At 33.2% G+C, this 12539-nt stretch carries 7 protein-coding genes; 4 read left to right on the top strand and 3 right to left on the bottom strand.

Annotated elements, in window-relative coordinates; genetic code table 11:
• Window positions 1-35: 35 nt before the first annotated feature.
• Window positions 36-734 (bottom strand): DNA repair protein RadC, encoded by a 699-nt coding sequence (radC, locus tag AAC024_RS05340; protein WP_339894181.1) that lies wholly within the window; start codon window positions 732-734, stop codon window positions 36-38.
• 78 nt (window positions 735-812) lie between these two features.
• Between radC and AAC024_RS05335 the strand changes: the two genes are divergently transcribed.
• Together AAC024_RS05335 and AAC024_RS05330 are read left to right on the top strand one after the other, a co-directional pair.
• A complete protein-coding gene (locus AAC024_RS05335; protein ID WP_339894180.1) occupies window positions 813-1424 on the top strand; it encodes an FMN-binding negative transcriptional regulator in 612 nt (203 codons plus the stop codon).
• 29 nt (window positions 1425-1453) lie between these two features.
• Window positions 1454-2620 carry an ATP-grasp domain-containing protein gene (locus AAC024_RS05330; RefSeq protein WP_339894179.1) on the top strand — a complete coding sequence of 389 codons (1167 nt, stop codon included), beginning with the start codon at window positions 1454-1456 and terminating at the stop codon, window positions 2618-2620.
• Between the two features lie 24 nt (window positions 2621-2644).
• Here the strand turns inward: AAC024_RS05330 and AAC024_RS05325 are convergent, their stop codons facing one another.
• Window positions 2645-4000, bottom strand: coding sequence for a Mur ligase family protein (locus tag AAC024_RS05325; RefSeq protein WP_339894178.1), 1356 nt, complete (start codon window positions 3998-4000; stop codon window positions 2645-2647).
• A gap of 587 nt (window positions 4001-4587) precedes the next feature.
• Window positions 4588-5538, bottom strand: coding sequence for a tetratricopeptide repeat protein (locus AAC024_RS05320; RefSeq protein WP_339894177.1), 951 nt, complete (start codon window positions 5536-5538; stop codon window positions 4588-4590).
• A gap of 209 nt (window positions 5539-5747) precedes the next feature.
• Between AAC024_RS05320 and AAC024_RS05315 the strand changes: the two genes are divergently transcribed.
• Both AAC024_RS05315 and AAC024_RS05310 read left to right on the top strand, forming a co-directional pair.
• Window positions 5748-11885, top strand: coding sequence for an MG2 domain-containing protein (locus tag AAC024_RS05315; RefSeq protein WP_339894231.1), 6138 nt, complete (start codon window positions 5748-5750; stop codon window positions 11883-11885).
• Window positions 11886-12072: 187 nt separating this feature from the next.
• Entirely contained in the window at window positions 12073-12354 is a 282-nt protein-coding gene (locus tag AAC024_RS05310; RefSeq protein ID WP_339894176.1) for a DoxX family protein, read from the top strand.
• Window positions 12355-12539: the final 185 nt, after the last annotated feature.

Below are 12539 nucleotides of genomic sequence, written 5' to 3'. Positions count from 1 at the left end.
TAAGCAGTCTTCTGTCATCGGTCTTCTGTCTTTGGTCACAAAAGTGATTCATCAGCAAAACTAAAGTATGCTTTTTCTGTTATAATTAGGTGATCTAGAACTTTTATATCTAAACTTTTTGCGGCACCTTTTAATTTTTGAGTAATTTGTTTATCGGCTTCACTAGGTTTTAAAGTTCCTGATGGATGATTATGAGCTAATATTAACCCCGTTGCGCCAACTTCTAATGCATTTTTTAGCACCAATCGCACATCAACCAAAGTACCTGTGATACCGCCTTTACTTAATTGATTCTTTTGAATGACTTTATTAGAATTATTCACATAGATAATCCAAAATTCTTCATGCTGAAGTTCGCCAATAACAGGTTGCATCAGTTCAAAAACTGAAGAACTAGATGTGATTTTCATTTTTTCTAGAGCTTCTTCTCCCCTGCGTCGTCTTCCTAATTCTAAGGCTGCAATAATACTTATCGCTTTGGCTTCTCCAATACCCTTGAATTCCATAAGTTGTTTAATGGAGAGTTTTCCTAGCTCGCTCAAATTATTATTGGTACTGGCTAAAATACGTTTACATAAATCCACAGCACTTTCTTGTCGGTTACCAGAACCAATCAAAATAGCAACTAACTCTGCATCACTTAAAGCGGCTTTACCTTTGTGCAGTAATTTTTCCCGAGGTTGATCATCTTGACTCCAATTTTTTATCGAAAATGACGATGGTTTTTCTTGCATTGGTTAAAGATAAATATTGTAAATTTCAGAAGCAATAGAATTTTTAACTAAAATCATAAGTTTCCTTGCTTCGAGGGAATGACACACATTTTGAGCTACCCACCAGAACATCATCAAGACAACGATATTAATCACATGATTGAAGTGATTAAAACCTATCCTCTAGCTACCATCGTTTCGGTTAAAAATAACGAACCACTAATAACACACTTGCCATTAATTTATAATTATGAAGGCAACCTTATTGGGCACATTGATATTTATAATCCGCACGCTAAACTTTTAAAAAATGATAACGATATCACGATTATTTTTTCTGGTCCACAATGTTATATTTCACCAAGTATTTATGCCACCAAACAATTACCAACTTGGAATTATATTAAAGTACATTTAAAAGGCAAAGTAAAAGCTATTGAAAGCAAAGACGCTTTAAAAGAATCGTTAATCACCATGACCGAGTTTCTGGAAGCTCCAGATCATAAATATGTTTTAGACGCTGATAATAGTAGAATGGAAGGTGCTTTAAATTACATTAAAATGTTTGAAATCTCTATTGATTCTTGGGAAGGGAAGTTTAAACTCTCACAGGATAAAAAACCACAGGATATGGAGAATGCTAGAGCGGAATTGATTCGAGTAAATCAAGAAAGTGTTGAGGCTTTTTTGGGGAAGTGTTTTAAAATCTAAACTTGACTTTATCCAAAAAAAATAGACCTATGTTTTTAATAGACAAACCATTCGTTTCAGATTTCTTGATAGACACGATAAGAGATAATAATTACGAAATAATCGCTACTGAAATTGCTAAAGAATTGATAACTGACAATTCTTTAAATTGGATAGATGAAAAGCAAGCGGCAAATATTCTAATAAGTGCCCCACAAACACCCTTGTATTCTAATTCAGAAAATGGATTGGCTTGGATACAGCAGAATCTTGCAGAAAGTGAATTAGTGAATCAAATCAATTCATTAAAAGATAAAGTAAAATTTAGGAAGCTTATTAAGAATCTATTTCCTGATTTTTATTTTAGAAAAATAAGGTTAGAAGATATCCAGAACTTATCACTAGAAGATCTTTCGTTTCCATTTGTGATAAAACCTACTGTCGGATTTTTTAGTATCGGAGTGCATATCGTGAAAGATGAAAACGATTGGGTAAAAGCTAAAAATGAGTTGAATCCTGAAAACCTTAAAAGTATATTTCCTAGAAATGTTTTAAATACAACTCATTTTATTATTGAAGAATTTATCAGCGGTGAAGAGTTCGCTATTGATTATTATTACGATAATAATGGAAATGTGGTTTTGTTAAATGTTTTGCACCACTTATTTTCTTCCGCAAAAGACACCAGTGATAGGGTTTATTCTACGTCCAAAGGAATAATTGAAAAGCATAAGATTGATATTGAATTAATTTTAAATAAAATTGGTATGCAATTAAATCTAAGAAATTTTCCTGCCCACGCTGAAGTAAGAATAGATGAGAATGGTAAAATAACACCAATTGAAATAAACCCATTAAGATTTGGGGGTTGGTGTACTACTGGTGACTTATTAGGAATAACTTTGAACTTTAACTCCTATAAATACTTTTTTGAAAATAAAAAACCAGACTGGAATAGCTTATTTAAAGGCAAAGAAAGCAAAAAGTTTAGTATCGTAATTTTAGATAATAATTCGGGAATAGATCCCTCTAATATTTTAAATTTTAATTATTCAGCACTTGCTAATGATTTTGAAAAGCCAGTATTAATAAGACCTCTAGACATCAATAAATACCCTGTATTTGGTTTTGTTTTTACCGAAAGTAGTTTTTTTAATCAATCAGAACTAACCGATATTCTAACCTCTGATTTAAAAAAATACATAACCCATGAATAATATATAGTTTAATTGAATAAAAAACTATCCAACCAACCCTTTAACCGCATCAAAATCCAAACCACCATAATTTCCAGAGCTCATTAAAAGCAAGGCTTTATTATCAAAGTTTTGTGAGAATAAAAAATCTTTAAAATCGTCTGGGTTGGTGTAAATAATTAAATCATCTCGCTGAAAAGCATTCGCGATTTGCTCATGAGTAACTTCTTCCAATTTTTTAATTTCTACCGCATGCGGAGAATAAAATACCACAGCAATATCGGCTGCATCTAGTGCGCCTTTGTATTCTTTTAAAAATTCGGCATTTAAACTGCTGTAAGTATGCAACTCTAAACAGGCTACTAACGTTCTGTTTTCGTATTGTTCTTTAACGGCATTGGTGGTGGCTTCTACTTTACTTGGTGAGTGTGCAAAATCTTTAAACGCAACACTATTTTTGCTTTCTGCAATTTTTTCTAGACGTTTACTGGCGCCTTTGAATGTTGAAATGGCTTCGTAAAAATCATCTTCATCAATACCCATGTGTTGGCAAATCCATTTGGCTCCTGCCAAATTATTTAAATTGTGTTTCCCGAACACTTCTATTGGTAATTCGCCTTCTGGTGTTTCTAAAAGTGTTTGTCCGTTTTCAACGGTGTATTCTGGAGTTTTATATGCTATTTTTCTAATGGTATTTTCACTGGCTTCTACAACGCGTTTAACCTCTGGGTCTTCTTCATTATAATTGATGCTCCCGCCTTTTACAATAGAATCAACAAAAATACTAAACTGCTCTACATAGTTTTCGTAGGTTGGAAATACATTAATATGATCCCAGGCGATGCCACTTAACAGCGCAATATTGGGTTTGTATAAATGGAATTTTGGTCGTCTGTCAATTGGTGAACTTAAATATTCATCGCCTTCAAGAACTATAAAATCGTTCGTTTCGGTGAGTTTTACCATCACATCAAAACCTTCTAATTGCGCACCAACCATATAATCTACTGCTCTGTCATGATAATGCATAACATGCAAAATCATAGAAGTTATGGTTGTTTTTCCATGACTTCCTCCAATTACTACTCGCGTTTTGTGTTTGGATTGCTCGTACAAAAATTCTGGATAGCTATATATTTTAAGTCCTAATTCTTGAGCTTTTAGCAACTCAGGGTTATCTTCTTTGGCATGCATGCCTAAAACTATAGCATCTAAACTATTGGAGATTTTTTCTGGATACCAACCAAATATTTCTGGTAGCAAGCCTTTGGCTTCTAATCTCGATTTTGAAGGCTCGAAAATAGTATCGTCGCTTCCTGTTACTTTGTATCCTTTATGGTGTAATGCTAAGGCTAAATTGTGCATTGCAGATCCGCCAATGGCTATAAAATGTACGTTCATAAAACAAATATCAAATTCCAAAATTCAAATTCCAAATTATTTATGGATTAGTTATTTGGTGGTAAAAAAATGTTACGCAAAGGCGCTAAGACGCAAAGGCTTAATGTCGAGAAAAAGTATGTTAAAAAACACACCTCCCTTAATCCCTCCTTTTTAGGAGGGAAACTGTAACGCATGAGTTTTCCCTCCATGGAAAGGATTAAGGGGTGGGTTATTAAAAATTTTTTCATCTATTTACTAAGTAGTGTCTGGACGGAAACACAGCAAAATTAAATTTGTTTCTTTTTGCGCCCTTTCAGTTTATTTTTAATCGCTTGATACTAAGGCATCAACTCATAAAAACTAAACAAAAATGACATCAAAAATAATTCAAATTATAAAAATCGTCTGTTTCCGTCCAGACACTAAGTATAAAATTAATTATTGGTTTAGCTGATTATATGGATTTCAAGTGCACTAAATATTAAGGACTTATACTGAAAACTACGGACTTGCCCGCGTTAGGGATTGCAGTGGAAATCCTTTTTTTGAGGTACGAAAAAAAAGATTGTAACGTAAAGCCCGACCCTTGTGGTAACGCCCAAATATTAAAGGTTCAAAATTTTTGCTTTTTGCGCTTTAAAAGGCTTAATTTTTGGGAGTTGTACTATGGCCAAATTAATGTGTTTTAGCGCTTGTTGCTTGTTTTTTTGGTGTGTATGAATTTGCGCTAAACGGTAGTGCGCCCAGGCCTTTGGAACACCATCTGCAGCAGAATAATTTTTGAGATACGTTTGCAGACATTGCTCGCCTTTTTCTAGTTGTATATTATACTCTGCCGCCACCTTACCAATTTGGTAATGCAGGGCATTGCGCTGATGTTTTTTATGAGCATGCTCTATGGTTTCAATGGCTTTTTCGGGTTGTTTTTTATTTTCGTAAAAGGTGCTTAGCTTATTAAAACAAGTGAGCGAGCCGCCTTCTTGAATGGCCATTTTATAATATTTTTCGGCCAATTCGGGTTCGTTATCATACTCATACACATAACCTTTAGCGAGGTAACCATCCACTCTTGAGAGCTTTTCTAACTGTTCGGCATACTTTAACGATTTGTTTTTACTACCTCCAAAAATCCCAGGCAATTGCATATACAATTCTACTAGTGCCCAACGTGTGTCAATATGGTTTTTATCAAGTTCGGCAGCTTTTGTAAACGCCCGTTTTATATCGCCAATTGAGCCAATAGCTTTGAATTTATTTTGTAGTGCTTTCATACCCAAAACACCACCATATTTGTAATGATAATTCGCTATGTTGGGATTTGTTTTTACTAATTTTTTGTATTGAATAATGGCTTCATCCCATTTTTTTTGATGCCCGAAAGCATCACCTAAAAGCTCAATAGCTTTGATGTGATTGGGGTGCTTGATTAAAAAGTTAGCGATTTGAGTCTCTGCTTTTTTAAACTGCTTTTGGTCTAAAAGTGATTGAACTCCATCAAGACTAACCTGCGAGAAACACATTATAGGCAATAAAAAAAGGAGCCATACTTTTTGCATAACATTGGTTTGAAAGCACAAAAATAAGCTTTTGTACATGAGTTCGTTTTCTGATTAAGATAATCTTAAGAAATAATCATTTTAGTAATATTCATAGGCACTGTTTTACTTGTAAAATGATTAACTTCACTCATCCAACGCCACCATTTACTCAATTATTGTTTTTTGGAACGACTTTTGAACCTACATTTATAGACAAATTTAAACACATGAAGCGGTCACTATTTATATTTATGATTATACTATTTTCAACTTTTTCTCAAGCTCAAAATTCCAACTATAAAGATTTGTGGACTAAAGTTGAGAAATTTGAAATTGATGGATTACTAAAATCTGCTTTAAAGGGTGTTGAAGACATTGAAAAACAGGCTACAAAAGATGAAAACCATCCGCAACTTATAAAAATTATGCTTTTTAAAAGCAAGTACGCTTTGGTTTTAGAGGAAGATGCACGGTTGCGTATTATTAATGATTTTAAAAAACAAATTGAACTCAGTTCGTTTCCGACGAAAAATATTCTTGAAAACATATTGGCTAATTTGTATTGGCAATATTTTAATCAAAACAGATGGCAATTTTACAACCGTACCAAAACTGCTAAAAAAGTAGATGCAGAAGATTTTAGAACATGGGATTTACAAACACTTTTTGATGAAACTCATGCGCATTATCAAAAATCTTTAGAGAATGGATTGATGCTGCAACAGGAATCTTTAAAAAAATATAGTGTTTTGTTAAATGAACAAAAAGGCTCAAAAATCTACAGACCTACTTTGTTCGATTTTTTAAGTCATAATGCTTTAGAATTTTATAAGACTAATGAAACGCAAATTACTAAGCCTGCTTATAAGTTTGAGATTGATAATGCTGATTTTTTAGCTGACGCCGAAACGTTTTCTACCTTAAATATTGAATCAAAAGATTCCACGTCGTTACAACTTAATGCCTTAAAAATATATAAACATTTGATTCGCTTTCATTTGAAAGATGAATCGCCTTTTGCATTGGCCGATGTTAATATTGAACGCTTAAAATTTGTAAATCAGCATGCCACATTTATAGATAAACAAGGGCTTTTATTAGATGCTTTTAAAATTGAAAGCGAGCAATTTAAAGCACATGAAATTTCAGGTTTATACGATTTTGAAATCGCTTCTATTTACTATCAACAAAGTCAATCTTATCAGCCTATCCCGATAGCTATCGGGACGAGCGAAGAAATGCGCTGGAAAGCCAAAGAAGCTTTAGAATTAAGTAATCAAGTGATTTCAAAATTCCCAAAAAGTAAAGGTGCCAAGAATTGTGAAATTTTAAAGTCTCAAATTGAACAATTATCTTTTCAAATTACCACCGAAGATTTTTTACCAATCCAAAAACATGCTCGATTATTATTACGATATAAAAATCTAGATGCATTAAAATTTAATGCCTACAAAATTTCAGAAAAACAGTATGAGACCTTTGTAAAGACTTATAGAAAAAATGAACAACTCGATTTTATAAAAACTCTTCATGCTCACAAAACTTGGGATAACACATTAAAAAATGAAAACGATTATCAAAATCATACCACTGAAATTTTAATTCCTAAGCTTAATAATGGTAGATATTTAATTGCCGCTTTTGTGGATAATAACAAAGAAACTTTTGCTTTCGCAAATATTCAAGTCACCAATTTGGCTTTGGTAGAAACGGAAGCCAATAACTATAAAATATTTCAAATTATTGATAGAAATGACGGTTCGCCCATTGCAAATGCAAATGTTGAAGTATCGTATGAATCTAGAAATAATAAAAATCCATCTTCAAAAAATTATACCACCAATGGCTTAGGTGAAATTGAGATTAAAAAAGGTAAAAATTGGTATAGAAACGTAAATCTAAGAGTAGAAAGCGATAATGATGTTGCTCGTTTTGGCAACTTTTACATCAATCAAACCTACAATCAACCAAAAGAAAAAGTTAGTTATAAATCCTTTTTATTTACTGATAGAAGTATTTACAGACCTGGACAAACTGTTTATTTTAAAGGAATTGCAATGAAAACTAAAGACGGGAAATCCGAAGTTTTAGAGAATGAAAAAGTATTTGCCATTTTATATAATGTGAATGATGAAGAAGTTAAAGAACTTGAATTAAAAACCAATGAATTTGGATCCGTTTCAGGTGAGTTTATCTTGCCAAATAATGGATTAAACGGGCAATATTACATTGATTTTGATGGCGATGAAAAAGATTTTTATACTGAACATTATTTCTCTGTTGAAGATTACAAACGTCCGAAGTTTGAAACTAAATTTAAACCAGTAACCGAAACTTTTAAAATTAATGACTCTATTACTGTAAAAGGCCATGCTTTAGCGTATGCTGGGAGTAACATTACAGACGCTAAAGTGGTGTATCGTGTACATAGAAAAGTGCAATACCCACGTTGGTACTTTTGGTACAGACCTTGGGTGAATAGTGAACCTCAAGAAATCACACATGGTGAAAGTATAACTAATGATAAAGGCGAATTTGAAATCAAGTTTAAAGCCATTCCAGACCAAAGTGTTGATAAAAGTAGTTTACCAATTTTTAATTATGAAATCACTGCTGATGTTACCGATTTAAATGGCGAAACCCGAAGCGCAACAACTATTGTAAATGTTGGTTATCATGCTTTAATTGCTAACATGAGTATTGATGAGACTTTGAATAAAACTAAAAAAGATCACAGTATTTCTATTGACACTAAAAATCTTAATGGAGAATTTGTTCCTGCAAAAGGAACAATTAAAATCTATAAACTTAAAGCACCTAATGCTGTTTTAAGGCCTCGTCCTTGGGCTGCTCCTGATTATCAAGACATTTCTCAAGACACTTTTAAAAATTTGTTTCCGCATGATGCTTACAATAATGAACACCATTCTGGAAACTGGAAAAAAGGTAAACTCGTTTTAGAAAAATCGTTTGATACTAAAGACTCCAAAACATTAAAACTTGGTAAGACTAAAAAATGGCAATCTGGTGAATATCTTATCACTTTAGAAAGCGAAGATAAATTTGGTCAATTAGTAAAAGATGAAATAAAAACTACACTTTTTAGTGATGATGATAACACGCCTGCTGACAATCAACTTTTTACGATTTCTACTGATAAATCGTCATACCACATTGGAGACATGGCGCATGTAACACTTGGTTCTGCGGCTAATAATGTATCGGTTACTGTTTCTATAGAAAAGGATAAAAAAATCATCAAAACAGAAATTATTGCACTAAATGATAATAAAAAAACAATCTCTATTCCTGTTACGGAAGATGATTTAGGCGGTTTTGTTCTGCATTATAGTTTTGCGGCATTTAATAGTTTTCAATCGGGTTCTCAAATAATTTCTGTGCCGTATCCTAAAACGAATTTAGACATTGAAACACTCACTTTTAGAGATAAATTACAACCAGGAACCGATGAAACTTGGCAATTTAAAATTAAAGGACCTTATGGTGAAAAAGTAAGTGCTGAATTACTGGCAAGTATGTATGATGCCTCTTTGGACCAATTTAAACCACATGCTTGGAATTTTAATCCTATTCAAAACCCTATTTATTCTGCGCAAAGCAGCAGAAGATCTAATCGTAGTTTTGGCACACAAAATTTTAGAGTTTATCAAGATAGAATTCGTGCTAATTATGTAACTCAAGCTTATGATCAATTGAATTGGTTTGGATTTAGTTTTGGTTATAATAATTCAATAAGAATTAGAGGTTATTCTAGTCTTTCAAATAATCTTAGTGGTCGAGCAGCGGGAGTTCAAATTGTTGAAGATGAGATGGAAGTTGAAGAATCTGTTGCATTTATGAAAGTGAGTGATAGTGATAATCTAGACGAAGTTGTGGTTGTTGGTGCTGCACCTGATATCGATAACAAATCAAAGCTCAATATTGTAGAAGAAAACTCAAACTTCGACAACGTAAAAATTCGTAAAAATCTTCAAGAAACTGCGTTTTTCTTTCCTAAATTAAAAACAGATGAAGCCGGCAATATAAGTTTCAGTTTTACAACTCCAGAAGCTTTAACACAATGGAAACTGCAATTATTGGCACATACCAAAACTTTGGAAAGTGATACTGAAACATTAACCACAGTAACTCAAAAAGAGCTGATGGTCATCCCAAATGCACCTCGTTTTTTACGTGAAGGGGATCAAATTACAATCAGTACTAAAATTGCTAATCTTACAGAAAAAGAACTTTCAGGGCAAGCCGTTTTAATTTTAACCGATGCTATTTCAGGAAAAGATATCACAGCAAACTTGCTCAGTTCTCCCCCTTCGGGGGAGTTAGAGGGGGCTTCTTTCGTTGCTCCCGCTTCTGGCAACACACAAGTATCTTGGTCTTTAAGCATTCCTAACGATGTGCAAGCAGTTCAATACAAAGTTATTGCAAAATCGGAAACCTTTAGCGATGGTGAGCAAAATACATTACCTGTTTTAAGTAACCGCATGTTGGTTACAGAAACGTTGCCAATGTGGATTAGAAGCAATGAAACCAAAACATTCACTTTAGATAAGTTGACAACTAATACCTCAACGACACTCAAAAACCATAAGTTGACTTTGGAAATGACTTCCAATCCAGCGTGGTATGCAGTTCAGGCCTTACCTTATTTAATGGAATATCCTTATGAGTGTAATGAGCAAACGTTTTCAAGGTATTACGCAAACGCGTTGGCAAGTCATATTGCAAACACAAATCCTAGAATACAGGACGTTTTCAACCAATGGAGAAATACAGATGCCTTACTTTCAAACTTAGAAAAGAATTCAGCATTAAAGTCTATTCTCATTCAAGAAACGCCTTGGCTACGAGATGCTCAAAGTGAAACGGAACAGAAAAAACGCATCGCTTTATTATTCGATTTAAACAAAATGATTAATGAGTTACAATCTGCTATTAATAAATTGAAATCAAACCAAATGCCATCTGGTGCTTGGGCTTGGTTTAAAGGCGGATATGAAAATAGATACATCACACAACATATTATTGCTGGTTTTGGGCATCTTTCTAAACTAGGTGTCACCCTGAGCGCAGTCGAAGGGTCTCAAAATCAAATGATTCTAAAAGCCATCAACTATTTGGATAATGAATTTGTAAAAGAATATAATGACATCAGAAAATACAATAAAGATGTTGACTTAAGTAAAGATCATTTGAGCCATACCCAATTGCATTATTTATACATGCGAAGCTTCTTCTCAGAAATCAAAAAAACTAAAGAGGTAGAAAAAATAAGCGATTACTACCAAACACAAATCCAGAAGTATTGGTTATCGCGTTCTTTATATTCAAAAGGATTAATGGCATTAATCTCTCATAGAAGCAATGATGCAAAAACAACTTCTAAGATTTTAAAATCTTTAAAAGAAACGAGTATCACTTCTGAGGAATTAGGCATGTATTGGAAAGCTAACACAAATTCTTGGTATTGGTATCAAGCCCCTATTGAAACTCAAGCCTTGTTAATTGAAGCTTTTACAGAAGCTGGAATTGTCATTCAGAGCGAAGCGAAGAATCTTGAAATCATTGATAATTTAAAAATCTGGTTACTCAAAAACAAGCAAACTAACCGTTGGAAAACCACTAAAGCTACAACCGAAGCTGTTTACGCTTTATTACTTCAAGGAAGCGATTGGTTATCGGTTACAGATATGGTTGATGTGGTTATAGGCGGACAACAAATAAAACCCTTCAATCCCGATAGCTATCGGGAAGAAGATGTAAAAATTGAAGCAGGAACAGGTTACTACAAAACCGCTTGGAATACTTCTGAAATTAAACCAGAAATGGGCGAAGTAACCATTACTAAAAAAGGAAATGGTATTGCTTGGGGAAGTTTATACTGGCAATATTTTGAGGATTTAGACAAGATAACTTCAGCTGAAACCCCGTTAAAATTAATAAAAAAACTATTCCTTAAAACCAATACAGATACTGGTGAAGAAATTTCAGAAATTAATTCTGAAACAAATCTAAAGATTGGTGATTTAGTTAGAGTTCGGATTGAATTACGTAGCGATAGAAACATGGAATTTTTACACATGAAAGATATGCGCGCTTCTGGGTTAGAACCTGTAAACGTATTGAGTCAGTACAAATGGCAAGATGGTTTAGGATATTATGAAAGCACAAAAGATGCTGCAACAAACTTCTTTTTTGATTATTTACCAAAAGGGGTTTATGTATTTGAATACGATTTACGCTTGAATAATGCTGGTAATATGAGTAATGGTATTACAACTATTCAAAGTATGTATGCGCCAGAATTTAGTAGTCATAGTGAAGGTACAAGAATTAGTATTGAGTAAAAGGTTTGTTAGTTAGAACACTTCGTTTCGACAAAGTTGAAGATAAATTGATTTACAATTTACTATCTTTCAAATTACTAACTAATACATATAGCATTATGAATTCAAAAGTTTTTATGGTTCTAAGAATACTTCTTGGGCTGTTTGTTTTGGTTTCGGACTTAACAAATTCCTAAATTTTCTGCCAATGGGTGACATGTCTGCAGATGCAGGCGCATACTTTGGCGCATTAGTAAATTCAAAAACATTGACGCTTGTTGCCCTTGTTGAAATTGTTGCAGGAATTGTTTTAATTTTCAATAAATTTGGTGCATTACTAGCATTAATTTTAATGAGTGTTTCTGTAAACGCGGTACTATTTCATACTACTTTAGACCCAGGAAATATTGCGGGAGCTTTAGTTTTACTGGTTTTAAATATTGCTGTGCTTTACGGATACAAAGACAAATACAAAGCTTTACTCAGTTAATATAATTTTGATAAAAAAAGGCTGTCCGAAAAGTTTTTCGAGTTGTCAGTTTAAGCATTAACGAGGTCAAAATGTGTTTTGAACCAAGGTAGCTTACGAAGTAAGTCGAAAACGTTTTAATCTTGATTTCCAATGTATTTCGGTTTGCTTCGCAAGGTGCTTTCAATGAAAAAATATTTTCATTT

The sequence above is a fragment of the uncultured Algibacter sp. genome (genome assembly GCF_963976535.1).
Lineage (GTDB): Bacteria > Bacteroidota > Bacteroidia > Flavobacteriales > Flavobacteriaceae > Algibacter_B.
Note: the sequence above shows the minus strand (reverse complement) of the source record. Positions and strands in the feature narration are given on the sequence as shown.

What these genes read in the sequence shown, in the direction of transcription:
- radC (WP_339894181.1), bottom strand. Translation starts at nt 734, where the DNA reads ATGCAAGAAAAACCATCGTCATTTTCGATAAAAAATTGGAGTCAAGAT.
- AAC024_RS05335 (WP_339894180.1), top strand. Translation starts at nt 813, where the DNA reads ATGACACACATTTTGAGCTACCCACCAGAACATCATCAAGACAACGAT.
- AAC024_RS05330 (WP_339894179.1), top strand. Translation starts at nt 1,454, where the DNA reads ATGTTTTTAATAGACAAACCATTCGTTTCAGATTTCTTGATAGACACG.
- AAC024_RS05325 (WP_339894178.1), bottom strand. Translation starts at nt 4,000, where the DNA reads ATGAACGTACATTTTATAGCCATTGGCGGATCTGCAATGCACAATTTA.
- AAC024_RS05320 (WP_339894177.1), bottom strand. Translation starts at nt 5,538, where the DNA reads ATGCAAAAAGTATGGCTCCTTTTTTTATTGCCTATAATGTGTTTCTCG.
- AAC024_RS05315 (WP_339894231.1), top strand. Translation starts at nt 5,748, where the DNA reads ATGAAGCGGTCACTATTTATATTTATGATTATACTATTTTCAACTTTT.
- AAC024_RS05310 (WP_339894176.1), top strand. Translation starts at nt 12,073, where the DNA reads ATGGGTGACATGTCTGCAGATGCAGGCGCATACTTTGGCGCATTAGTA.